General features: G+C 50.4%; 19 protein-coding genes, 1 tRNA gene, 1 pseudogene and 1 riboswitch. Of the genes and pseudogenes, 11 read left to right on the plus strand and 10 right to left on the minus strand.

Annotated elements, in window-relative coordinates; all coding sequences use genetic code 11:
• Positions 1 to 137: 137 nt before the first annotated feature.
• The 7 genes and pseudogenes from E2I14_RS09460 to E2I14_RS09485 all read left to right on the plus strand — a co-directional run bounded on the left by E2I14_RS09460 (position 138) and on the right by E2I14_RS09485 (position 9,676).
• Positions 138 to 845 carry a hypothetical protein gene (locus tag E2I14_RS09460; RefSeq protein ID WP_133327827.1) on the plus strand — a complete coding sequence of 236 codons (708 nt, stop codon included), beginning with the start codon at positions 138 to 140 and terminating at the stop codon, positions 843 to 845.
• Positions 846 to 980: 135 nt separating this feature from the next.
• A complete protein-coding gene (locus E2I14_RS19680) occupies positions 981 to 1,451 on the plus strand; it encodes a type I restriction-modification system subunit M N-terminal domain-containing protein (RefSeq protein WP_227544683.1) in 471 nt (156 codons plus the stop codon).
• Positions 1,452 to 1,463: 12 nt separating this feature from the next.
• Positions 1,464 to 3,461: pseudogene (locus E2I14_RS09465) on the plus strand (N-6 DNA methylase); the annotation flags it as partial.
• On the plus strand, positions 3,452 to 4,714 hold the full coding sequence (locus E2I14_RS09470) for a restriction endonuclease subunit S (protein WP_133327829.1): 1,263 nt from the start codon (positions 3,452 to 3,454) through the stop codon (positions 4,712 to 4,714). The pseudogene E2I14_RS09465 and the gene E2I14_RS09470, both read left to right, overlap by 10 nt.
• Positions 4,707 to 7,808 carry a type I restriction endonuclease subunit R gene (locus E2I14_RS09475; protein ID WP_133327830.1) on the plus strand — a complete coding sequence of 1,034 codons (3,102 nt, stop codon included), beginning with the start codon at positions 4,707 to 4,709 and terminating at the stop codon, positions 7,806 to 7,808. The genes E2I14_RS09470 and E2I14_RS09475 overlap by 8 nt, the downstream gene beginning before the upstream one ends.
• Positions 7,808 to 8,524: a M48 family metallopeptidase gene (locus tag E2I14_RS09480; protein WP_133327832.1), complete on the plus strand. Its 717-nt coding sequence runs from the start codon at positions 7,808 to 7,810 to the stop codon at positions 8,522 to 8,524. Before E2I14_RS09475 ends, E2I14_RS09480 begins: the two co-directional genes overlap by 1 nt.
• Before the next feature lie 66 nt (positions 8,525 to 8,590).
• The gene (locus E2I14_RS09485) at positions 8,591 to 9,676 is read left to right on the plus strand and encodes an endonuclease NucS domain-containing protein (RefSeq protein ID WP_133327834.1); all 1,086 of its coding nucleotides are present in this window, start codon (positions 8,591 to 8,593) and stop codon (positions 9,674 to 9,676) included.
• Positions 9,677 to 9,729: 53 nt separating this feature from the next.
• Here E2I14_RS09485 and E2I14_RS09490 read toward each other — a convergent pair whose 3' ends face one another.
• From E2I14_RS09490 to E2I14_RS09510, 5 genes are all read right to left on the minus strand, one after another.
• On the minus strand, positions 9,730 to 10,002 hold the full coding sequence (locus E2I14_RS09490) for a hypothetical protein (RefSeq protein WP_133327836.1): 273 nt from the start codon (positions 10,000 to 10,002) through the stop codon (positions 9,730 to 9,732).
• A 52-nt stretch (positions 10,003 to 10,054) separates the two neighbouring features.
• A complete protein-coding gene (locus E2I14_RS09495; protein ID WP_133327838.1) occupies positions 10,055 to 11,284 on the minus strand; it encodes a tyrosine-type recombinase/integrase in 1,230 nt (409 codons plus the stop codon).
• A 166-nt stretch (positions 11,285 to 11,450) separates the two neighbouring features.
• Positions 11,451 to 11,527, minus strand: a tRNA-Met gene (locus E2I14_RS09500).
• Between the two features lie 119 nt (positions 11,528 to 11,646).
• Complete coding sequence (gene proC, locus E2I14_RS09505; protein ID WP_133327840.1) at positions 11,647 to 12,486, minus strand: pyrroline-5-carboxylate reductase; 840 nt, start codon at positions 12,484 to 12,486, stop codon at positions 11,647 to 11,649.
• Positions 12,476 to 13,180, minus strand: coding sequence for a YggS family pyridoxal phosphate-dependent enzyme (locus tag E2I14_RS09510; protein ID WP_133327843.1), 705 nt, complete (start codon positions 13,178 to 13,180; stop codon positions 12,476 to 12,478). The genes proC and E2I14_RS09510 overlap by 11 nt, the downstream gene beginning before the upstream one ends.
• Before the next feature lie 158 nt (positions 13,181 to 13,338).
• Here E2I14_RS09510 and E2I14_RS09515 point away from each other — a divergent pair, with 158 nt between their 5' ends.
• Genes E2I14_RS09515 through E2I14_RS09530 form a run of 4 tightly spaced genes read left to right on the plus strand, consistent with a single transcriptional unit; the run spans position 13,339 to position 16,673 of the window.
• A complete protein-coding gene (locus E2I14_RS09515) occupies positions 13,339 to 14,382 on the plus strand; it encodes a type IV pilus twitching motility protein PilT (protein WP_133327845.1) in 1,044 nt (347 codons plus the stop codon).
• Between the two features lie 19 nt (positions 14,383 to 14,401).
• On the plus strand, positions 14,402 to 15,538 hold the full coding sequence (locus E2I14_RS09520; protein ID WP_133327847.1) for a PilT/PilU family type 4a pilus ATPase: 1,137 nt from the start codon (positions 14,402 to 14,404) through the stop codon (positions 15,536 to 15,538).
• Entirely contained in the window at positions 15,535 to 16,020 is a 486-nt protein-coding gene (locus E2I14_RS09525; RefSeq protein ID WP_133327849.1) for a glutathione peroxidase, read from the plus strand. The genes E2I14_RS09520 and E2I14_RS09525 overlap by 4 nt, the downstream gene beginning before the upstream one ends.
• A gap of 41 nt (positions 16,021 to 16,061) precedes the next feature.
• Positions 16,062 to 16,673, plus strand: coding sequence for a DUF2059 domain-containing protein (locus tag E2I14_RS09530; protein WP_133327851.1), 612 nt, complete (start codon positions 16,062 to 16,064; stop codon positions 16,671 to 16,673).
• Between the two features lie 83 nt (positions 16,674 to 16,756).
• Here E2I14_RS09530 and metF read toward each other — a convergent pair whose 3' ends face one another.
• The 5 genes from metF to E2I14_RS09555 form a co-directional block, all read right to left on the minus strand.
• On the minus strand, positions 16,757 to 17,584 hold the full coding sequence (gene metF / locus E2I14_RS09535) for a methylenetetrahydrofolate reductase [NAD(P)H] (protein ID WP_133327853.1): 828 nt from the start codon (positions 17,582 to 17,584) through the stop codon (positions 16,757 to 16,759).
• Between the two features lie 56 nt (positions 17,585 to 17,640).
• Positions 17,641 to 17,982: a phage holin family protein gene (locus E2I14_RS09540; protein WP_133327855.1), complete on the minus strand. Its 342-nt coding sequence runs from the start codon at positions 17,980 to 17,982 to the stop codon at positions 17,641 to 17,643.
• 69 nt (positions 17,983 to 18,051) lie between these two features.
• The gene (gene ahcY, locus E2I14_RS09545; RefSeq protein WP_133327857.1) at positions 18,052 to 19,476 is read right to left on the minus strand and encodes an adenosylhomocysteinase; all 1,425 of its coding nucleotides are present in this window, start codon (positions 19,474 to 19,476) and stop codon (positions 18,052 to 18,054) included.
• Between the two features lie 25 nt (positions 19,477 to 19,501).
• A riboswitch (S-adenosyl-L-homocysteine riboswitch) is annotated at positions 19,502 to 19,599 on the minus strand.
• 501 nt (positions 19,600 to 20,100) lie between these two features.
• Positions 20,101 to 21,867 carry an ABC transporter ATP-binding protein gene (locus E2I14_RS09550; protein WP_133327859.1) on the minus strand — a complete coding sequence of 589 codons (1,767 nt, stop codon included), beginning with the start codon at positions 21,865 to 21,867 and terminating at the stop codon, positions 20,101 to 20,103.
• On the minus strand, positions 21,857 to 23,599 hold the full coding sequence (locus E2I14_RS09555; protein WP_227544685.1) for an ATP-binding cassette domain-containing protein: 1,743 nt from the start codon (positions 23,597 to 23,599) through the stop codon (positions 21,857 to 21,859). Before E2I14_RS09555 ends, E2I14_RS09550 begins: the two co-directional genes overlap by 11 nt.
• Positions 23,600 to 23,648 lie beyond the last annotated feature (49 nt).

Consider the following 23,648-nt stretch of genomic DNA (forward strand, 5'->3'; position numbering starts at 1 on the left):
CAACGTTGTTGACTTAAATCCAGACAAAACTAACAAGGAAACATTAAATCATGAGGAGGTATATCAAGAACTGAAACTGGCGGCATAAAAATTTACTTTTAGGCGACAACTAGCTTGAAAAACTCCGTGGTATTCCGTTGGAGTCGATCCCGAAACAAGAACCTGCATTATCAGTTCATGGCTGGAATGGCGTTGTTTCATCAATTGACATGCTGATTTATTGTGGCTCCAGAATATTGGATATAGGAATTGATAGGATTCAAGCTCCTCTGGTGGCCAACATGCTCATGAGTTTATCGATGTGGGATGTCGAGTTAGCCGAAACATTTTTCACAGAGGGCGTCAAATTTCTCTACAAACCTAATGGGCTCTTAATAGATTTTGCAAAACAACGAGGCTGGGATACTTTGACGGAAAGAAATGACAGCACATTCTGGCACCACGGTGTCGTCGATTCATTTGACGGAGTTGAGTCTCATCACGCGTCTTGGCATAGCATAAATGGGGGAGAAAAAAAAATTGAGAAGCTTATATGGTCAGCTCAAGTAGCAATATTGCTTCCCAAAATTGAAATGCATCGTCACAAATTGGCACCGATAATTTGTGAAAAAGTCAAATTTCCTTATAACGAAGATGGCTATATTTTCCAAGATGTAAATGATGTCGAAATTGGAAGCCTGGCCTATTTTGCGTCGAACCCGAGAATGATAACTCCAGGCCGCATTCCTGAATTCGCAAAAAAATTACGAAATCTACGCAATGATTTAGCACACATGAGAATTTTGGAAGAACATCGCGCAACAGATTTGGAGCTGCTTTCTTCTTTTGATCCCCGCAAACGATAGGCTAACAGAAATATCGGTGGATTTATGGCGTATTAATACTTACCGCAACTCAGCATAGTGCCCAGCGTTGAAAACGTATTAAAAACAGCTGGTATTCGATTCAAATTTTACGTATTTAAATAATTAAAACTATATATGGCTATCAAAAAATCTGATCTTTATTCATCACTATGGGCATCTTGTGACGAACTGCGTGGCGGCATGGATGCCAGCCAGTACAAGGACTACGTCCTGTTCATGCTGTTCATCAAGTACGTCTCGGACAAGTACGGGGACTCTGATGACTTTGCACCTCCAGTCACCATTCCGCCCGGAGCCAGCTTCAAGGACATGGTCGCCCTCAAGGGCAAGAGCGATATCGGCGACAAGATCAACACGCAGGTCATTCAGCCGCTGATCGACGCTAACTCGCGCCTTGCCCGCAGCGACTTCCCTGACTTCAATGACCCGAACAAGCTCGGTGAAGGTCAGGCGATGGTGGATCGCCTCAGCAACCTGATCGGCATCTTCCAAAAGCCCGAACTGGATTTTTCGAAGAACCGTGCCGAGAACGACGACATCCTGGGCGATGCCTACGAATACCTGATGCGGCACTTCGCCTCTTAGAGTGGCAAGAGCAAGGGCCAGTTCTATACCCCATCCGAAGTCAGTCGGATCATGGCCAAAGTTGTCGGCATCTCCCCATCCAATGCCGTGGCCTCGACGACTGCTTATGACCCCACCTGCGGTTCGGGCTCCTTGCTGCTCAAGGTGGCTGCCGAAGCTGGCAAGCACATCACGCTGGAGGGGCAGGAAATGGACGTGACCACCGCTGGTCTCGCCCGTATGAACATGATCCTGCACGACTTCCCGACGGCCAACATCCTGCAGGGCAACACGCTGGCATCGCCCAAATTCAAGGACGGTGAGTCACTGCGCACCTATGACTACGTCGTCGCCAATCCACCATTCTCAGACAAGACCTGGAGTACCGGCCTTACCCCGGCCAGCGACGCCCACCAGCGCTTTGCGTGGGGCGAACCGCCCAAGAAGCAAGGCGACTATGCCTACCTGTTGCACATCATTCGCTCACTGAAAAGTACCGGCAAAGGCGCATGCATTCTCCCGCACGGCGTCTTGTTCCGGGGTAATGCCGAGGCTGTCATCCGTGAGAAGCTGGTGCGATCCGGCGTCCTCAAAGGCGTCATCGGCCTTCCGGGCAACCTGTTCTATGGCACAGGCATCCCCGCCTGCATCTTGGTGCTGGACAAGGAAAACGCATCGGCCCGCAAAGGCATCTTCATGATTGATGCATCGAAGGGCTTCATCAAAGATGGCCCCAAGAATCGCCTGCGCGAGCAGGACCTTCACAAGATCGTCGATGCCTTCACCAAGTTGGCTGAGCTGCCACGTTACTCGCGCATGGTGCCGCTCACTGAGATCGCGGACCCGAAGAACGACTACAACCTCAATCTGCCGCGTTACATTGACAGCACTGAGCCTGAAGACATCCAAGACATCGATGGCCATCTGCGGGGCGGCATTCCTGAGCCTGATCTCAACGCGTTGGGCGACTACTGGAAGGTGATCCCCTGTGTGCGCAGCGCCCTGTTCGAATCAGCCGGTCGCGCTGGTTATGCACAGTTGAGGCTGCCCATCTCCGAGGTGAAGACCACCATCTTTGCGCATCCTGAGTTCACTGCATTCAATCAGGCAGCCACCAAGGTGTTTGCTGAGTGGAACCAGGCCAGCACCCCGTTGCTGAAGGCCTTTGCGCAAAACGGCCACCCAAAGCAATTGATCGAGGCTTTGTCTGAGGATTTGCTTACCCGATTCAAGTCGACACCCCTGGTCAATGCCTATGACGTGTATCAGCACCTCATGGATTACTGGGCAGAGACGATGCAAGACGACTGCTACCTGATCGCGGATGCAGGCTGGCACGCTGGTGCGCAGCCGCGCGAAATTCTTCAAGTCAAGAATAAGGACGGCAAGCTGGCTTGGCCCGAGGCACATGACTACAAGAAAGGCAAACGTCGCTTTAAGTCTGATTTGATTCCAGCCCCGATTTTGATCGCCCGTTACTTCATTACCGAGCGCGACGCCATTGAAACGCTCGAGGTCAAACTGGCCGAAGTCGAGCAGCAACTTCAGGAAATGATGGAAGAAAACAGCGGCGAAGAAGGGCTGCTGGCCGAAGTCATTGAGGGCGAAGGCGACAAACAAAAGATAACCGCCAAGGTCGTCAAAGCACGGTTGAAAGAAATCGGCAAAGACCCCGACTACGCGGACGAGCGCAAGGCGCTGCAGGACTACGCAGCGCTGCTCGACAAGCAAACCGATGTGAAGGGCAAGCTGAAAGCCGCGCAGGATGACCTTGAGGCCAAGCTGGATGCCAAGTACCCCAAGCTGACCGAGGAGGAGATCAAAACGCTTACGGTGGACGACAAATGGCTGGCGACCTTGGCCGATGCCGTGCAAGGCGAGCTTGATCGAGTTTCTCAGACGCTCACAGGCCGCATCCGCCAGCTTGCAGAGCGGTACGCCACGCCGTTGCCGACGCTAACTAAAGAGCTCACAACACTTTCAGCGCGGGTGGATGAGCACCTGAAAAAGATGGGGGCGGTATGGAACTGATACCTGGCTACAAGCAGGCCGAGATCGGCATCATCCCGGATGACTGGGATATTCGTCCGCTCTTGAGCACCGTCCGCATCGCAAACGGCCAAGTCAGTCCGAAGGTTGAGCCCTACAAGTCGATGGTTCTGGTTGCACCAGACCACATCGAAAGTTCAACAGGGAAACTCCTCGCTAAGGAAACCGCAGCCGAGCAGGGAGCGATTAGTGGGAAGTATTTCTTCGAGAACGGAGACATCGTTTACAGCAAGATTCGTCCATATCTGCGCAAGGCGATTTTGGCTGACTTCTCCGGGTTATGCAGCGCGGACATGTATCCACTCAGACCAGCCACGGACATTTCAGCCCGCTACATCTTGGCCGTCATCTTGGGCTATCGCTTTTCCAAGTATGCCGAATCCGTTTCGGTTCGCAGCGGAATGCCCAAGATTAACCGAACAGAAATGGCAGATTTCTCACTTGCTGTTCCGCCTCTCCCCGAACAACGCGCCATCGCGGAGGCGCTAAGCGATGTCGATGCGTTGCTCGCCACCCTTGACCACATGATCACCAAGAAGCGTGACCTCAGACAGGCGGCCAGGCAGCAACTGCTAACTGGTAAAACGCGGCTGCCAGGGTTTAGTGGTGAGTGGAATAAAAGAGCACTTGGGGGGCTTGGGTCAATCTACGGCGGGTTAACCGGAAAAACCAAATCAGACTTTGGGGTCGGTACTGCTAAGTACATCACTTTCATGAATGTGATGACCAATGCGGTTATCGATTGCACGGTTTTTGAGCAAGTTAACGTGGCAGCCTCTGAGACTCAAAACAGTGTGCTACGCGGCGACTTGCTTTTCAACGGCTCCTCCGAAACGCCTGAAGAGGTTGCATTTTGCTCGCTGATGGCTGAAGAGGTGCCGGATTTGTATCTCAACAGTTTCTGCTTCGGATTCCGTCTTTTCGACGATCAGCAAGTGGACGGTCTATTTTTGACTTATTACATCCGTGCCAATCCGGGGCGCGAAATGATGAAGTCGCTCGCACAAGGTTCAACGCGGTACAACCTCTCTAAAACAGCTCTGCGTGAGGCAGCGGTTCTGCTGCCCCTGAAAGATGAACAAGTCGCCATCGCCGAAGTTCTTTCTGGACTGGACGCTGAGCTGATTGCACTTGAAGCACGTCGCGATAAATGCCGCAACATCAAACAAGCCATGATGCAGGAGCTGCTCACCGGCAAAACGCGGCTGATTGCCAAGGAGGAAAGCCATGTCTGAACAAGCCCGCTCTGAGCGCAAGACGCAGAACCGCGTTGCAGCCCTGTTTTCGGATACGAGTCGCCCTGACTGCCTTGGCTACGATCACTTGGGTGAGTGGAGCAAACGCGACAACAACCGACCCATCGAAGCTGACACATTGCGCAGCAATCTCAAGAAGCGTGGCTATTCTGATGCGCACATTTCTGCGGCTCTGCAGAAGCTGCAGACTGCAGCAGATTCCACTGGCATCACCCTCTATCAAGCCAGTCTGCGCACGTACCAACTGTTGCGCTACGGCGTGCCCGTGCAGATTGCAGCCGGTCAGGCACACGAGACCGTGCATATCATCGATTGGGAAACGCCCGGCAACAACGACTTTGGCTTGGCCGAAGAGGTTACCTTGCGAGGTGGCTATGAACGACGGCCTGATCTGGTGGTGTACATCAATGGTGTCGCCATTGCAGTCATCGAACTGAAACGCAGCTCGGTGGAGGTGGCCGACGGTGTTCGCCAGCTCATCACCAATCAGGAAGAGATCTTCAACAAAGGCTTTTTCAGCACTGTGCAGCTTGTGCTGGCGGGCAGCGACTCCCAGGGGCTGCGATACGGCACCACCGGAACACCGGAGAAGTTCTTTGTAGAGTGGAAGGAGCGCAAAGACAAAAGCGCCACCACATCCGAGCCGCTTGCTGAGGGCGCGCTGCTAGATAAGCCGCTGGCGCAGATGTTTTACAAGGTGCGTCTTCTGGATCTGATCCGCAACTTCATCATCTTTGATGGTGGCCAGAAGAAGGTGCCCCGCGTTCATCAGTACCTCGGCGTGAAAGCCGCCCAGGAGCGAGTCAAGCAGCAGGAAGGCGGTGTGATTTGGCACACCCAAGGTAGCGGCAAGAGCATTCTGATGGTGCTGATTGCCAAGTGGCTGCTGGAGTTTGACCCGCACGCCCGCATCCTGGTCATCACCGACCGCGATGAATTGGACAAGCAGATCGTGGGTGTGATGAAGAATGCTGGCGTGATTGGCGAGGATGCCGCATCGCCGCGCATCACCTCCCGCGCGGAATTAGTCGAAAAGTTGGGTGCGGCCACGCCGCGCCTGATGTGCGCGCTGATCCACAAGTTTGACACGACCGATCTGAAGGGTGAGCCTCCCAAAGTGGTGGGCCGTGTCTACGTCTTCGTCGATGAATGTCATCGCACGCAAGGTGGCGACATGAACAAGCAGATGAAGCGTTGGCTGGAAGCCGCGATCTTCATCGGCTTCACCGGCACGCCACTGCTGCGCAAAGACAAGCAGACCACCCGCGAGGTGTTCGGCACCTACATCCACACCTACAAATTCGATGAAGCGGTAGCCGACAAGGTTGTGCTTGACCTGAAGTACGAAGCGCGTGATGTGCCGCAGCGCCTGACGTCAAAGAAAGCCATCGATGCGTGGTTTGATCAGAAAACTAAAGGGCTGAACAACTTTCAGCGTTCTGTTCTGCGCAAGCGCTGGGCGACGATGGAAGAGCTGATGAGTGCCGGTGAGCGCAAGCAACGCATCATCGCCGACATCATCCACGACTTCGGTGTGCAGCCGCGCCTGAACAATGACCGGGGTACGGCCATCCTGGTGGCAGCCTCCATCTACGACGCCTGCCATTACTTCCGCCTGCTTCAGAACACTTCGTTCGGCAAGTACTGCGGAATCATTACCTCTTACGAGCCCAATCACAACGCGATCTCGCGCGAGCCCAAGGATAGTGACGAGCGCTACAAGTTCGACACCTACACCCAGCACGTCCTGCAGAAAGATCAGACCACGAAGGACTATGAGGACAAGACCAAGCAGCGCTTCATCGACGAGCCTGCTAATCTGAAACTGCTGATCGTGGTGAGCAAATTGCTGACTGGGTTCGATGCGCCTTCTTGCACCTACATCTACCTCGACAACGAGCTGCGCGATCACAACCTGTTCCAGGCTATCTGCCGCACTAACCGGCTCGACGGGGACGACAAGGACTATGGCCACATCGTCGACTACAAAGAGCTGTTCGAGAAGGTGCAGGACTCCATCGCCGTTTACACCTCGGACGAGTTGGACATCGACGATGGTGGTGACGACGGCAATGTCACCGTAAAAAACTGGCTGAAGGAAGGCAAGGCGCAGCTCGATGCTGCCCGCGAGGCTTTGCGCTATTTGTGCGAGCCGGTGGCCACACCGCGCGAGATGGAGCAGTACCTGCATTATTTCTGCGGTGATGCCAACGATCCGGAGGCGCTGCTGAACACCGAGCCGCTGCGCATTTCGTTCTACAAGTCGGCAGCTGCGTTCCTGCGAGCCTATGCGGCAATTGCCCAGAACCTCGAAGAAGCAGGATATTCAACGGCTGACATCGCTGCCCTCGAAAAAGAAATTGAGTTCTACAGCGACACGCGCACTGCGATCAAAAAGCATTCAGGCGAAGAGCTGGACATCAAGCCTTACGAGGCGGACATGCGTCACCTCATCAACACCTACATCCAAGCAGATCCGGCTGAAGATTTGGGTAACCTGAGCTCGCTCTCACTGACCGAGCTGATCATCGAGACCGGCATTCACGACGCCATTGCCAAGAAGCTCAACCAAAAGGGAAAGCTGTCTCGGAATGCGATTGCTGAAGGCATCATCAACAACGTCCGCAAGACGATCATTCGTGACCAGCTGACTGATCCGAAGTTTTACGACGAGATTTCCAAGCTCCTCGAAGACTTGATCAAGCAAAAGCGCGACGACACCGATGCCTACGAGAAATTTCTCCATAAGGCAGAGGAGTTGGTGAAGAAGATGGCGGCAAAGAATACGGGTAGCCATCCCCATGTACTCAACGGCCACCCTGAGGCCATCGCCCTTTTCAACAATCTGGCTAGCATTGCTGCAACAACTTTCGTTTGTCCGACTGATGAGGATAGCAAGGCGACGCTCGCGCTTGAACTTGATCGGGCGATGCGAGAGCAGGCACCAGCAGGCTGGAAAGGCGACGACACCCGGGAGAAGCAGGTGCTGAATGCCTTGTTCCCCCTCATGTCGCGGGATCGAGTTGCCACTCAGGCTATTTTTGAAATCATCAAGAACCAACCGGGGTACTGATGAACGAGACGATCCAACTAGGCGAGATTTCGATAACGGTGACCAGGAAGGACATCAAGAATGTCCATCTCACCGTTCATCCGCCTGATGGACGTGTGACCCTTGCCGCTCCGAGCAATACACGCCTAGAAGTAGCGCGCGCCTACGCGATCTCCAAGTTGGCCTGGATTCGTGAGCAGCAGAGAAAACTGGAATGTCAGGCGCGGGAAACACCACGCCAGTTTATTGAACGCGAGAGCCATCGTGTTTGGGGGCGTCGCTATTTGATGACGGTCGATTATCAAGATGTGAAGCCCTCAGTTTTCCTCAGCAACAAGCGGATCAAGTTGATTGTTCGTCCTGGCTGCAGTGCAGAAAAGCGCGCAGAAGTGATGCATGAGTGGCACAAATCGCTAATGCATGAGGTCGTGCCACCACTGATTCAAAAGTGGGAGCGGAAGCTCAAGGTGAACGTTTCGGGCTACTTCCTGCAGCGGATGAAAACCAAATGGGGCAGTTGTAATCACGCAGCGGGAAATATCCGCCTCAATACGGAATTGGTGAAAAAGCCGAAGGATTTGCTCGAGTATGTCATTGTGCATGAAATGGCCCATTTGATTGAACCAACGCACAGCGATCGCTTTATTGCAATTCTTGATGAGCACTACCCTAGATGGCGCGAAGCACGTCTTGAACTCAATGAGCTACCACTGGCAGTGGAAGTTTGGAATAAGTGAACCACAATAAAATCAAGTTTCATCAGCACTTTTAAATTGAGTGTCAAAATTACCTAGAAAAATTATATGTCAATTCGAACAGCAGTATGGAAAGTAGGATCGCAGCCCCAAGTGCTTGCCGAATCAGAATTAGCAAGTGAGAAGTTGTTGGAAGATATGATTGTATCTGCTCCAAATTTGCTTTCTGAAGATTGGCTGCTCATTGGAAGGCAAGTTTCAACGTCTTTTGGTGGAATAATCGATTTATTAGCGATTGCTCCGGATGGTGGCCTGGTGGTCATTGAAATTAAACGCAATCGCACACCTCGGGAGGTGGTCGCGCAAGCCCTAGATTACGCAAGTTGGGTTCACACACTGAATGCTGAAGAAATAGCAAATATTTATTCGAAGTTTGCTCCTGGCAAAAATTTATCAAATGAATTCCAAAATAAGTTTGGACATGATCTGGATGCGGACTCAATAAATGAAAGTCACCAGATAGTGATTGTTGCCGGATCACTTGATGACAGTACAGAGCGTATCATCAATTATTTGAGTGATCGAGAAATCGCCATCAACGTTTTATGTTTTCAGGTCTTTTCAATAGGATCAGAACAACTCATTAGTCGCGCTTGGCTGCATGATCAACTCCAGGTGCAGGTCACGTCATCAGCATCAGTTTCAGGACCAACAGAACCTTGGAATGGGGAGTTTTACCACTCGTTCGGAGATTCAGAAAGCCGCTCATGGGAAGATGCCAGAGAATTTGGATTTATTTGTGGAGGCGGAGCTCCGTGGTACAGCAGAACGCTAAAATTACTTTCTCCTGGGGATAGAGTTTGGGTAAATATTCCTGGTTCAGGCTATGTGGGTGTTGGTAAAGTGATCGGAAAAATGCAACCTGCAATCGATTTTAAAGTTCAAACTCCAAACGGAGAGCAGTCAATTCTCGAAGTTGCGAAACGCGGAAGCTATCATTCTGAGCAAATCAATGATGCCGAGCGCTGCGAATATTTTGTTCCAATCAGCTGGCTGCAAACTGTGACTTTGCAGGAAGCAATACAGGAAATCGGACTTTTCGGAAATCAAAATACCATTTGTCGGCCTTCGACCTCAAAATGGCGTTCTACCGTCGAACGATTGAAGTTATTTCTACCAAAGTGGAACGGGTGAATGGCCGCCTTTTTTAGTATTGATAAAGTTGCTGAGTTCGGTGTCGGTGAAAATCAGTATGGCGGAGCTTCCCTGATTTCGTAGACGCTCAAAATTTCTGAGGGCGACAGATGACGCATACCAGGTTCATTGGATAGGATGGTTTTTTCAAGCTCAACTTGGGAGATCAATAAATTGAGGTAAGTGCCATTTTCCACCATCCTTTGTGCAACACTCGGCCAGCCCAACACCCAGCGGTTGGCGATGCCGATGGCAATTCTACCTAATTGTTCAACCTCGCTGGCAAGATCTGCGCCATACATTTCCCGGTCGTATAAATTTTCCATGAACAAATTATCCTAGTTAAGCCAATTTATAAATTTTCAAATTGTTCGGAATTTATTTGGTTAATCCATCAAGGTAATCAGCATATCTTTGCATCATTACTTTGCGCTCTTCAAGAAACATAGCCCTGTCATAGGCCTCGCCATAGGTGTCACCAGAGGCGTGTGACAATTGTCGGTCCGCTACTTCATGCCGATAGCCCAGTCTTTCCTTAATTACGCCCATTGCAAGTGACCTGAATCCATGGCCGGTCATTTTTCCGCTATAGCCCATTCGCTTTACTGCGGCCAATATCCCGAAATTAGTCGCAGGTATTTCATGATCACGGATATTAGGGAATAAAAATTTACTGTTCCCGGTATGTTCGTGAAGTTCTCTTAGCAGGGTCCAACCTTGCTTTGGAAGAAAAACTTGGTGGTCGACTTTACGTGGATTCAATTTCTTTTTACCCATTTTCATCCGCTGCCAAGGTATCGCCCATTTTTCATTTACCAAATCGATCTCTGACCATTCTGTCGTGGTCAATTCACTGGTTCTCACAAAAGTAAGCATCATTAATCTAAACATGATTCTAGTTGGCGCATACATCCGGCCTTCGATTTTTTCAAATGCTCGAATAAAGTCTGGTAACTCATCAACGGTTATCGCCGCATGATGCCCCTTACTGGTTGATTTAAGGGCGCCGCGCAAATGAGGGATTGGGTCGGCGTCAGCTTTGCCAGTCGCAATTGCATACCTAAATATTTGCCCACAAACCTGACCTTGGCGTTTTGCCATGTCAGTAGCACCGCGTTTTTCAATCTGGCGCAGCATTTCCAACAGAACCGGGGCCTTAATATCTGACACAGGAAGCTTTCCGATTATCGGAAAAACATCTTTTTCCAATCTATGGAGAACGTTTGCGGATGTTCGTGGTTGCCAGGAATCATTTTTATTTGCATGCCATTCGCGCGCCACAACCTCAAATGTGTTGGCGGAGGCAATCGTAGAGGCCATTTTTTCCTCCTTCCTAGCGTGCGCAGGATCGATGCCCTTAGCAATTAATCTACGAGCATCCAATCGCTTTTGGCGCGCCTCTTGCAACGTCACCTCTGGATAGGAGCCAAAAGATAATTTATTTGATTTACCGTTGGATGGCTGGGTGAATTTCATCCTCCAGAGCTTCGCCCCCAGCGTAGTGACCTCTAAAAATAGGCCTTCGCCATCGAATAATGAATAGCTTTTATCCTTAGGTTTGGCATTTTTTACCTGTATATCAGTAAGTGGCTTTACGATTTTTGGCATTTTTTAGACCTTCTCATTTTAAGCACAGTGCGTATGTGCTTAAGAATGGTCTAATGAGGGTAGGATGTCAATAAATGTTATAACACGCTAAAAAACAAAAAACCCGCATGAACACTGGGTTTCAGGCGGGTTATTGTACGTTTTAGGACATCTTAAAACATGTTTTTGGTGGTGATAGGTGGATTTGAACCACCGACCCCAGCATTATGAGTGCTGTGCTCTAACCAACTGAGCTATATCACCAAGAAGCTGAGCATTATGACTTTGGGGCGTTTTGCTGTCAAGAAAAAAGTGCTTTTGGGGCGTGATTTTGCTTGATTTGTGGCTCTTTTCACTAAGATTTCTGGCTTAAATTCACCGGATTACTCTTGTCTGCCGAACTCGTCGCCTAGTTCACGGCCGCGGTCGGAGGCGGCTTTTAGGGCGGTGACTATGGCGGCGGCTATGCCGCTGTGGTCCATGCTGGTGATGGCGGCGTGGGTGGTGCCGCCTTTGGAGGTGACGCGCTCGCGCAGGACGGATACTGGGTCGGCGGATAGCGCGGCTAGTTGGGATGCGCCGGTGAAGGTGGCGATGGCGAGCTGGGTGCCTTGTTCTGTGCTTAGGCCCATTTCTTGGGCGGCTTTTTGCATGGCTTCGATGAAGTAGAACACGTAGGCTGGGCCGCTGCCGGAGATGGCGGTTACTGGGTCGATTAGGGCTTCGTCGGCGATCCAGACGGTGCTGCCTACGGCGCTCAGGATTGCGTCGGCGATTTCACGTTGGGCTAGGTCAACGTCTGGCATGGCGTAGATGCCTGTGATGCCTTGGTTGATTAACGCTGGGGTGTTGGGCATGGTGCGCACAATGGCGGGGTGGTGGCCTAGCCAGCGCGATAAATCTAGGGCACGGATGCCGGCGGCAATCGAGATGATGAGTTGCTTGCCTATGTGCGGTAACAATTGGGCGGCTACTTCGCGCATTTGCTGTGGTTTGACTGCCAACACAATAACGTTGCTAGAAGTAAGTTGTGCGTCAATCTGCAAGGCGGTGCTGACGCCAAATTTGGTCTGCAATTGGGCCAGATTCGCGGAATTAATGTCGATGACGTGGATGTTGCTGCCTTCGACGCCTTGTTTGCACAGGCCGCTGATGAGCGCTGTGGCCATGTTGCCGCCGCCGATAAAGGCGATTTTGGTGCCGTTCAATTGATTATTTCGCATAGTTTCTATTTCCAAAAATGGCGCTTCCGATGCGCACGATGGTACTGCCTTCAAGAATGGCGGCGGCTAGGTCAGCCGACATGCCCATGGATAAGGTATCTAGCTGCAAGCCATGCTCGTTGAGTTGGTCTTGCAGCAACTTCATCTGACGATACGGCGCGCGTTGCAACTCCAGTGTAGGCAAAGGCTCGGGGATTGCCATTAAACCGCGCAGGCGCAGATGTGGTAGGCGGGCAATTTGCTGAGCTAAATCAAGCGCTTGGTCTGGCGTGGCGCCGCTTTTGCTGGCTTCGCCGCTAATATTGATTTGCAGGCAGATGTTGAGCGGGGGAAAACCGGCGGGGCGTTGCTCGGACAAGCGTTCGGCAATTTTTAAGCGATCTACCGCATGCACCCAAGCAAAGTGTTGGGCGATTTGGCGAGTTTTGTTGCTTTGAATCGGGCCGATAAAGTGCCATTCCAAGCCTAAATCGGGCGCTAATTGCAGGGTTAAGGCGATTTTATCGATAGCTTCTTGCAAATAGTTCTCACCAAAGGCGCGCTGCCCTGCTTGCGCGGCATCGAGCACGGCGTGGGCATCAAAGGTTTTGGAGACCGCTAATAGTTGAATTTGCGATGGCGGACGCTGCGCGGTGTGCGCGGCGTCGGCAATCTGTTGCTGTGCGGCTTGCAAGTTACTCGTGATTGTGGACATAATCGGGATAATTTTATTTCTTGCGTATTGGTAATATTTTCATGCGGCCTTGAATCGGGCCGATGTGATCAATTAGGCGCGGATTTACTGCAATTTTATGTATCGACTTTCGTGCAACGACTTATTTAATCAGCTTTTACAGACTGCCAGGATTATAAATGGATATCTCCGAACTACTCGCCTTCTCCGTTAAGAATAACGCATCCGATTTGCACTTATCCGCTGGCTTGCCGCCGATGATCCGTGTGCACGGCGACGTTCGTCGGATCAATTTACCGCCATTAGAGCATAAAGACGTGCACGCGCTGATTTACGACATCATGAACGATGGACAGCGCAAAGAGTACGAAGAATTTTTGGAATGCGACTTTTCGTTTGAGATCCCGGGCTTAGCACGTTTCCGTGTGAATGCGTTTAATCAAGAACGTGGCCCCGCCGCCGTTATGCGTACCATTCCGTCCAAGGTGCTGACGCTGGAGCAGTTGAATGCGCCGAAGATTTTTGCCGATTTAGCGTTAAAGCCACGCGGCTTGGTGTTGGTTACTGGCCCAACCGGTTCGGGTAAATCGACGACCTTGGCGGCGATGGTAAACCACGTCAATGAAAACGAATACGGCCATATTTTGACCGTCGAAGACCCAATCGAATTTGTGCACGAATCGAAGAAATGCCTAATCAACCAACGTGAAGTCGGCCCGCACACTATGTCGTTTAATAACGCGCTGCGCTCTGCACTGCGTGAAGATCCTGACGTCATTCTGGTCGGTGAGTTGCGTGATCTGGAAACCATTCGTTTAGCGTTGACCGCTGCGGAAACCGGTCACTTGGTGTTTGGCACTTTGCATACGTCATCCGCCGCCAAAACCATCGATCGTATCGTGGACGTGTTCCCTGCCGAAGAAAAAGAAATGGTGCGGGCGATGTTGTCCGAATCATTGCAAGCGGTTATTTCGCAAACGCTGTTAAAAACCAAAGACGGCGCAGGCCGCGTGGCGGCGCACGAAATTATGCTCGGCACACCAGCGATTCGAAATCTGATTCGCGAAAGTAAAATTGCGCAGATGTATTCCGCAATTCAAACCGGTAGCAACATCGGTATGCAGACCTTGGATCAGTGCTTAACTGAACTGGTTAAACGTAATCAAATTTCACTTGGCGCAGCGCGGTTCGCGGCCAAAATCCCAGAAAACTTCCCTGGCTAATTAAAAGAGAGAATCCACGATGGAACGCGATCAAGCCACCAAGTTCATGACCGATTTATTGCGTCTGATGCTAACTAAAAACGGCTCAGATTTATTTATCACGGCTGACTTCCCACCCGCCTTTAAGATCGACGGCAAAGTCACGCCGGTATCGAATCAGCCATTATCGGCCACGCACACGATTGAGTTAGCGCGCGCGATTATGAACGATAAACAAGCGGCGGCTTTTGAACAAACTAAGGAATGCAATTTTGCGATCAACCCAGCAGGTTTGGGGCGCTTCCGCGTGTCTGCATTTGTGCAGCAAAGCCGTGTTGGCATGGTGTTGCGGACGATTACTACAACGATTCCCAAGTTTGAAGATTTAGGCTTGCCAACAATTTTGAGCGAAGTAGCCATGACCAAGCGCGGTTTGGTCATTATGGTGGGTGCGACTGGCTCAGGTAAATCGACCACCTTGGCCGCCATGGTGGGGCATCGTAACGCCAACAGCTACGGCCACATTATTACGGTTGAAGATCCGATTGAATATGTGCATCCGCATAACAATTGCATCGTCACCCAGCGTGAAGTTGGGATCGATACCGAAGACTGGTCGGCGGCGTTAAAGAACTCCTTGCGTCAAGCCCCCGACGTGATTCAGATTGGTGAGATTCGCGACCGCGAAACCATGGATCATGCGATTGCTTTCGCTGAAACCGGTCACCTATGTTTAGCCACGTTACACGCCAACAGCACCAACCAAGCGCTAGACCGGATCATCAACTTTTTCCCTGAAGAGCGTCGCCAACAATTGCTCATGGATTTGTCGCTCAACTTGAAGGCCGTGATTTCGCAGCGTTTAATTCCGTTGCGTGGCACCAAGGGTCGCGCCGCGGCGCTAGAGATTTTGCTCAATACACCGTTGATCGGTGACTTGATCTTTAAAGGTCAAGTGCACGAGATTAAAGAGGTGATGAAAAAATCGCGCGAACATGGCATGCAGACATTTGATCAATCCTTATTCGAACTGTACGAAGCGCAAAAAATTTCGTATGAAGATGCGTTACGTAACGCCGATTCGGTCAATGAATTGCGTTTAGCAATTATGTTGCACGGCAAAGAAGCCAAAGAGCGTGACCTCAACAGCGGCACGCAACATTTAGGAATTGTATGACCAGTGTTTATGATTTTTCAGCAGTGAGTTTGTCGGGCCACCCAGTGTCATTAAGTGAGTATCAAGGCAAAGTTATTTTGATCGTCAATACCGCAAGCTTCTGCGGCTTTACTCCGCAATACCAAGGATTAGAAAAGCTGTATCAGCAGTTTAAAGATTTGGGCGTGGTGGTGCTAGGTTTTCCGTGCAATCAATTTGGTATGCAAGAGCCAGGCGACTCGGAAAAGATTGGCGCGTTTTGTGAGAAAAATTACGGCGTGACTTTCCCACTATTTGAAAAAGTCAATGTGAACGGCGACAAAGCGCATCCCTTATTTAATTACCTCAAAGAGCATGCGCACGGCGTGCTGGGCAGCGAGGCGATTAAGTGGAATTTCACCAAATTTTTAATCAAAAAAGACGGCACCGTATTCAACCGCTACGCGCCATTAACCAAACCCGAAGATTTAATTGGCGACGTACAAAAACTGTTAGCCGAATAAGTTAGCCAAGCACCTATTTACACTACTTAAATTAATTACCCATGAAAAAATTTATCCAGTTCTGCGCCGCTGCTGCGTTAGCCTCATTAATCAGCGCCAGCGCCGTTGCACAAACAACCAAGCCAACCAAAGAATCGCTAGAAAAGCTATTTGAATTGACCGAAGTGCACGCGATGATTCCACAGATGCAAAGTCAGCTCGACAGCATGATGAACACCATGTCGCAAGAAATGTTAAAGGGTAAAAACATCACGCCAGAACAGCAAAAAGCGCTGGATACTTTCCGCGCCAAAGTAGTTAAAATCGGTCGCGATGAAATTAGCTGGGATGTGATTCAGCCGCGTATTTATGAGATTTATTCCAGCACACTAAGCCAATCGGATGTAGATGGAATGATCGCGTTTTACCAATCTCCGGCAGGACAATCGTTCATCAAAAAAATGCCGCAGATTATGAATCAAACGATGGTGATGATGCAAAAAACGTCGGTGCCATTGATGAAGAAAATCGAAGCTGCGGGCAATGAATTCCAACAGGATATGCAGCGCTTGGCTGCGCCGGTTAGCCCAGCTGCAGCTGCTGCGCCTGCTACTGCTACTGCTCCTGCCGCTCCTGCTGCTCCTGCTGCTCCAGCTGCACCAGCCGCTCAATAAACTCGTTTCATTTATGCATAAAAAAAGCACGAACATCGTTCGTGCTTTTTTATTTCTAACGCTCACCTGCGATTAACTACCCATTAGACCAAGCGTTGCCAAATCGCCGTTGTGGCGGCAGCTTGATTCATAGAATAAAAATGTAAACCCGGTGCGCCACCGGCTAATAGTTTTTCGCATAATTGCGTCACCACATCCAAACCAAACGCTTTGATTGAAGCGCTGTCGTCGCCGTAGCTGGCTAATTTCAACCTTACCCAACGTGGGATTTCTGCGCCGCACATTTCCGAGAAACGCATCAATTGGGTGTAATTGGTAATCGGCATAATGCCGGCCACAATGGGGACATCGATGTTTAATTTATGGGCTTGCTCGACGAACTGAAAATAGGCGTCGGCGCTATAAAAATATTGAGTAATCGCGCCATCCGCACCCGCGGCGACTTTGCGGGCAAAATTAGCTAAATCGTCTTGCGGCGAACGCGCTTGTGGATGCATTTCTGGGTAAGCGGCGACGTCGATACGGAACCAGTCGCCGGTTTCTTTGCGAATAAATTCGACCAACTCGTTGGCATAACGAAACGCTCCACCAGCACCGTACCCGCTAGGTAAATCGCCGCGCAAGGCGACTAAGCGGCGGATATCGTTGTCTTTATATTGCTGCAAAATTGCGCGTATCGATTCGGCGCTACCACCGACACACGATAAATGTGGCGCGGCGTCTAAGCCTTCGGCGCGCATTTCTAACACGGTGTCTAACGTGCCTTGCTGAGTGGTTCCACCAGCACCGAAAGTAACTGAGAAATAGGTCGGATTTAAAGCGGCTAACTTAGTGCGAGTAGCGCGTAATTTTTCGGCACCTTCGGGAGTTTTAGGCGGGAAAAATTCAATACTAAAATTAGGTTGTGACATAAAAAAGTCTTTACATTATTGGGCGCAGCGATACGCTCTGTTATCGCTGGGCTGTTTTAATTCTTCAATATCAGAGTGGACAATGCCCAAGAAATGACGCTGTACAACATCGCCGCGAATACCGCCGACCAAAATCCGGCCACATGAAAGCCAGTAAACATCGTCGCCACCATCCAAAACAGCAAACCATTAATCACCAGCACAAACAAACCCAAACTCACGACGGTGACGGGCAAAGTTAGAATGATTAAAATTGGACGTAAAACGGTGTTCACAAAGCCCAAAACGACTGCAACTAATAAGGCAGTAGCAAAGCTGTCGATACTGACTGAATGCATTAAATAAGGCAATGCCAGCAAAGCTAGGGCATTGATTAACCATGTTACCAATAAACGCATACCATCTCCTTAACAATTGTTCTGCATAATTTGCTGCGCCAGAATACTCCTGGCGCAGCAAAAGAACAATTAATAACGATAATGATCGGTTTTGTAAGGACCTTCTTTTGGCACGCCGATGTAGGCGGCTTGCTGGTCGGTCAATTCACTCAATTGGGCATTGAGCGTTTTCAATTGCAAACGCGCGACTTTTTCGTCCAAATGTTTTGGCAAGGTATATACGCCAACTGGGTATTTGTCTGGGTTAGCAAACAATTCAATCTGCGCAATCGTTTGATTGGCAAACGACGAGCTCATCACATACGACGGGTGACCGGTTCCGCAACCCAAGTTCACTAAACGACCTTTAGCCAACAAGATGATGCGTTTTCCGTCTGGGAAAATGACGTGATCGACTTGCGGCTTGATGTTTTCCCACTCGTATTTTTCTAACGAAGCGACATCGATTTCATTATCAAAATGGCCGATGTTGCAGACGATCGCTTGGTTTTTCATCGCGGTCATGTGGTCATGCGTGATCACATGGTAGTTACCAGTTGTGGTGACAAAGATGTCGCCGAGTGCTGCAGCGTAATCCATCGTCACAACGCGGTAGCCTTCCATCGCGGCTTGCAATGCGCAGATTGGATCGATTTCAGTGACCCACACTTGGGCCGACAACGCACGCATCGCTTGAGCGCAACCCTTGCCTACATCACCGTAACCAACGATGACTGCGACTTTACCGGCGATCATCACGTCGGTAGCGCGCTTGATACCATCAACCAAGGATTCGCGGCAGCCGTACAAGTTATCGAATTTGGATTTGGTGACGGAATCGTTCACATTAATTGCTGGGAAGGCCAATTTACCTTCTTTGTGCATTTGGTATAAGCGGTGCACGCCAGTAGTCGTTTCTTCGGTCACGCCTTTGATCGCGGCTAGACGTTTGGAATACCACGTTGCATCTTCGGCCAAATGTTTTTTGATCGAATTGAACAGGCAGATTTCTTCTTCAGACGTTGGGTGATTCAACACGCTGCTATCGGTCTCAGCGCGGGTGCCCAAATGCAGCAACAACGTCGCGTCGCCGCCGTCGTCCAAAATCATGTTGGCGTGGTGATCGTGCCATTCAAAAATACGATGGGTGAATTCCCAGTATTCGTCCAGATTTTCACCCTTGAAGGCAAACACTGGATGACCCGCTTCGGCAATCGCTGCCGCCGCTTGGTCTTGAGTAGAGTAAATATTGCAAGAAGCCCAACGCACTTCGGCACCCAAAGCGGTCAATGTCTCAATCAACACCGCAGTTTGAATCGTCATGTGCAACGAACCAGCAATACGTGCGCCACGCAACGGCTGGCTAGCGGCAAATTCTTCACGAATCGCCATCAAACCGGGCATTTCTGTTTCAGCAATAGCGATTTCTTTACGACCCCATGCCGCCAAACTGATGTCAGCGATGAAATAGTCTTTGGATAGTTCTTTGGATAAATCTTTTGAAATGGCGTTCATCACGCCCTCCTTTCAGTTGAAAAAAGTAACGTGAGCGCGGTTGCGGTAGATAATTCCAAGCCTGGCAAAAATGTACTTGATACAACAACCTCAAGCAATTTCGTCGCAACGCTCCTTGGAGACCGAGAGTATACAATAAAAATCATGCCGCCGAGGAACAGCCGACGCATGTTAAGTACAAAACCGGTTCAGATCAGTGTAGGAAAGAATTTAGGAAGTTGTAGGGGGATTTGATTGTAAATTTACAAACCGCGATTTGTGAAATTTGCATACAGGGCGATTGAGGTTGGTTTTGAAGTTGGCCTAGCATCTGCCGCCGCCACATTAACTGAGTAAAAATAGATCAGAAATGACCGATGTTTGCGCCGCAAGCAAGTTTCGCTCGCTTCCTATTTTTTAGCCAGTTTATGCGGGGTTTCAGCGGCGGCTGAGTCGATTTTTTTGCTTACTGTTTTGGCGAGGAAAAAAAGGTAATTAGCCGTCGGATGGAGCAAGGAATTCGATGCGTATGCTCATCACTTGCGGAAGGGTGTTCGCATTTAGGCGCACAGTCCCTATCGGAACACATTCCCCCGCCGCCAACATACCCTCAGCGATCCAATAAGCAAAAAAGAAAACCCAACCTCACTCCTCCAAGGCCTGCAACAAATATAACTTAGCGTAAATTCCGCCCACGATTTCCATCAACTCCGTATGACTCCCCCGCTCCACCAACTTCCCATGATTCAACACAATAATCTGGTCCGCATCGCGTATCGTAGAAAGCCGATGTGCAATCGCAATAATCGTCACCTTGCCGCGCAATTCAGTTAGCGCTGTCTGCACCACCTGCTCGGTCTCACTATCAATATGCGAGGTCGCTTCATCGAGCAACAACAATACTGGCTCACCCGCCAAGGCGCGGGCAATTGCCAATAATTGTTTTTGACCAGTCGATAACTTCGCCCCACCTTCGCCTAACTCAGTGTCATAACCTTGCGCGAGCTGCTCAATAAATCCGTGCGCATGGGCGCTCTTTGCGGCAGTTTGAATTTGCCAGTCGGTTAAATCCCGCCCCATCGCAATATTGTCGCGCACGCTCGCGGCTAACAAAAAAGGCTCTTGCGGCACTAGGCCAACTTTGAGTCGGAATTCTTCTTCCGACACCGCGGCGAGCGGCAAGCCATCCAACTCAATTCGTCCCGATTGCGCGGTATAAAAGCGCAGTAACAAACTCAGCAAGGTTGATTTGCCGCTACCGGTATGACCGACCACGCCATAAAAATGACCGGCTTGAATCTTCAAATTAATGTTGTGTAAAACCGGATGCGCGGGATCGTAGCCAAAACTAATGTCGTGGAATTCGACTTTGCCACTGGTGAGCTTTTGCGCCGAGTCGGGATATAACTCGGTCTCTTCTTTTAACAAGGTATTGACCCGCGCCGCCGAAACCACGGCTTGTTGAATCTGACCAAACTGCATGGTGATTTGAATCAAGGGATCAACAACCCGTGCAATATAGCTGACGAAGGCGTACAAAATCCCCACCTCAATGCCGCTAAAAGTGCGCTGACTAAAACTGTAAATCACCACCACCAACAAGACCGAATTCATCAAATCCAAGGCAGGTCGCAACAGCCACGCATTGGCACGTAATTCTGCAATCCGCGCTTGATAATGTTCCCGATTGGTGGCATCAAACCGACTGGCAAAACGTGCGTCGGCCAAGCTGGCTTGCAGCACACTCATGCCTGCAATACTCTCGGCTAATTGCGCGTTAATGTCGCTGCGTAATTGGCGCGTTTTAGCCACCGCTGGAGCACTCCAACGTTGATACAACGTAACAATCACTATCATGCCAGGAATCAGCGTGGCGACGATTAACATCAAGCGCCAATCCAACCACGCCATTGCAGTCAAAGCGCCCAACACAACGATGGAGCTATCTAACATCACGAATAAGACTTGGACGTAGAGATTCTTTACCGCCTCGGTATCGTTGGTGACGCGACTGACCAATTGACCGGTAATGGCTTTATCAAAAAAACGCATCGGCAAGCGCAATACGTGGGCATAGACTTGTTCGCGCAAACGCCGCACCGAGCGCATGGCCACGCCAGCTAAACGCAGCAATTGTTTGTAACGCATCCAAGTCGCTAAGCAACCGGTTAATAAATTAGCGCACAAGAGCAAACCTATCATGGCCCAATCAGCGTGCTTAGGCAGCAGGTAATTATCGATAAAGGCTTTGCCTAATAATGGACCAGCGGCCTCTAATAGCGCGGCGATAGCGAGTAATGCAATCCCAATCCAAATGTGCGAACGATCAACGTAGGCGGCGCTTTTTAATAATTGAACGGCTTGCAGACGTTCGTCGCCAGTTAATTTTTTAGTTTCCACATTAGAGCTCATCTAGCGACTCCTCTAATTGCTGGTAACGCCATTGGCTGGCGTACCAACCGTTTTGTTCGACCAATTCGGCATGACTTCCCTGTTCAATTATTTTTCCATCGCGCAGCACGACAATGTGATCCGCATCGGCTACCGCACTCAAACGGTGGCTGACAATGAGCACTGAGCGGCCCACACGCGCGCCACGCAGATGTTGCAAGATGCTGGTTTGAGTTCCGGTATCGACTGCCGATAAGGCGTCATCTAATAACAGTAAAGGACTGTTGGTTAATAAGGCACGCGCAATCGCCACGCGCTGACGCTGTCCTCCAGATAAAGTCACACCGCGCTCACCCACGGGCGTGTCATAACCTTGCGGGAAGCGCAAAATATCTTCATGCACTGAAGCGAGTTGCGCGGCTTGTTCGATGTCGGCTTGGGTAGCATCTGGCTTGCCAAGAGCGATGTTGGCCGACACGCTGGCGGAGAATAAAAACGGTTCTTGCGCGACCCAACTAATGTGACCGCGCAGATTGTCTAGCTTGTATTTGTCGAGTTGATGCTGGCCCCAGCGGATGCTACCTTGTGCGGCGGTGTATTGGCGCAACAGCAAACGTATCAAGGTTGATTTACCCGCACCGGTTGGGCCAACTAAGCCAACTGTTTGGCCCTGCTGCAAACTTAAACTTACGCCTTGCAAAGCCGCTTTAGCCTGCTCGGAATAAGCAAAATGCACCCCATCAAATTCAACCCTACCCTGCGGTGCGGCGGTGATTGTGCCTTTGTCTTCTATCGTCAATGGCAAGCTTAAAATCGGCCCCAGGCGCTTCCATGCCGCGCGTCCACGTTCGATAATGGAGAGCACCCAACCCGCGGCAAACATCGGCCAAATGAGCTGGCCTAAATACATCGTGAAACTGGTCAGCGAACCAATGCTCATTTGCGCATGCCACACTAAATAGCCGCCCAAACTTAAGGTCAAAAATCCGGCTGATGTCAGCGCCAAACCAACCGCAGGTTCGTAAGCTGCTTCCCAACGCTGCGCGCGCAAACTGGCGTCGGCGGCTTGCTCGGCTAGCGCCGCAAAGTGAGTTGCGTTGCGCGCTTCCAAACCGAGTGCGCGCACCGTTCTGACTCCAGCAATGCTTTCTTGTACTTGGTCGTTCAATTGACTAAAGCAAGTTAGCGCTTGATGCGACGCGTCGTGCACTTCTTGCGTAATTTTTTTAAAAGCAATTGCCATGAACGGAAACGGCAACAACGCAATCAACGTTAAGCGCCAATCAACGCCCAACAACATCATGCCCAGCACCATCAGCAAGGTCATCGTCCCATCAAAGCCGGCTAGCATTGCTTCGCCAGCGGCTAATTCAATCGCGTCAGCGTCATTAGTCCCTAAGGCCATTAAATCGCCGGTGCGCTGTTGCTGGAAGAAGTCCGGCCCTTGCAAACACAAGCGCTTATATAGCTCGGTACGTAAATGCACGCCGAGTTGATACGACGCGACAAAGAGTTGCATACGCCAGCCGACGCGCAAAAAATAAATCACGATTCCCATCAGCAGCAAGATACCCAACTCTTGCAAAATCACGCTCTGATCGAGTTGGCCCTGGACCAATTGATCGACCAAATGTCCGACGCGCCGAGGAATGAGCACCGTCAATATCCCAACCGACAACAGCATTGCGGCGGCGGCAATGTAATGGCGGCGGTGACGACCGACAAAGTCAAAAATTAATTGATAAAACGACACAGAATTCTTTCGCTGAATGATTTTTATAGAATAGGTTGAATTCGAGGAA

Source organism: Sapientia aquatica (assembly GCF_004358105.1).
Classification (GTDB): domain Bacteria; phylum Pseudomonadota; class Gammaproteobacteria; order Burkholderiales; family Burkholderiaceae_D; genus Solimicrobium; species Solimicrobium aquaticum.

What these genes read in the sequence shown, in the direction of transcription:
- E2I14_RS19680 (WP_227544683.1), top strand. Translation starts at nt 981, where the DNA reads ATGGCTATCAAAAAATCTGATCTTTATTCATCACTATGGGCATCTTGT.
- E2I14_RS09470 (WP_133327829.1), top strand. Translation starts at nt 3,452, where the DNA reads ATGGAACTGATACCTGGCTACAAGCAGGCCGAGATCGGCATCATCCCG.
- E2I14_RS09475 (WP_133327830.1), top strand. Translation starts at nt 4,707, where the DNA reads ATGTCTGAACAAGCCCGCTCTGAGCGCAAGACGCAGAACCGCGTTGCA.
- E2I14_RS09480 (WP_133327832.1), top strand. Translation starts at nt 7,808, where the DNA reads ATGAACGAGACGATCCAACTAGGCGAGATTTCGATAACGGTGACCAGG.
- E2I14_RS09485 (WP_133327834.1), top strand. Translation starts at nt 8,591, where the DNA reads ATGTCAATTCGAACAGCAGTATGGAAAGTAGGATCGCAGCCCCAAGTG.
- E2I14_RS09490 (WP_133327836.1), bottom strand. Translation starts at nt 10,002, where the DNA reads ATGGAAAATTTATACGACCGGGAAATGTATGGCGCAGATCTTGCCAGC.
- E2I14_RS09495 (WP_133327838.1), bottom strand. Translation starts at nt 11,284, where the DNA reads ATGCCAAAAATCGTAAAGCCACTTACTGATATACAGGTAAAAAATGCC.
- proC (WP_133327840.1), bottom strand. Translation starts at nt 12,486, where the DNA reads ATGCGAAATAATCAATTGAACGGCACCAAAATCGCCTTTATCGGCGGC.
- E2I14_RS09510 (WP_133327843.1), bottom strand. Translation starts at nt 13,180, where the DNA reads ATGTCCACAATCACGAGTAACTTGCAAGCCGCACAGCAACAGATTGCC.
- E2I14_RS09515 (WP_133327845.1), top strand. Translation starts at nt 13,339, where the DNA reads ATGGATATCTCCGAACTACTCGCCTTCTCCGTTAAGAATAACGCATCC.
- E2I14_RS09520 (WP_133327847.1), top strand. Translation starts at nt 14,402, where the DNA reads ATGGAACGCGATCAAGCCACCAAGTTCATGACCGATTTATTGCGTCTG.
- E2I14_RS09525 (WP_133327849.1), top strand. Translation starts at nt 15,535, where the DNA reads ATGACCAGTGTTTATGATTTTTCAGCAGTGAGTTTGTCGGGCCACCCA.
- E2I14_RS09530 (WP_133327851.1), top strand. Translation starts at nt 16,062, where the DNA reads ATGAAAAAATTTATCCAGTTCTGCGCCGCTGCTGCGTTAGCCTCATTA.
- metF (WP_133327853.1), bottom strand. Translation starts at nt 17,584, where the DNA reads ATGTCACAACCTAATTTTAGTATTGAATTTTTCCCGCCTAAAACTCCC.
- E2I14_RS09540 (WP_133327855.1), bottom strand. Translation starts at nt 17,982, where the DNA reads ATGCGTTTATTGGTAACATGGTTAATCAATGCCCTAGCTTTGCTGGCA.
- ahcY (WP_133327857.1), bottom strand. Translation starts at nt 19,476, where the DNA reads ATGAACGCCATTTCAAAAGATTTATCCAAAGAACTATCCAAAGACTAT.
- E2I14_RS09550 (WP_133327859.1), bottom strand. Translation starts at nt 21,867, where the DNA reads ATGAGCTCTAATGTGGAAACTAAAAAATTAACTGGCGACGAACGTCTG.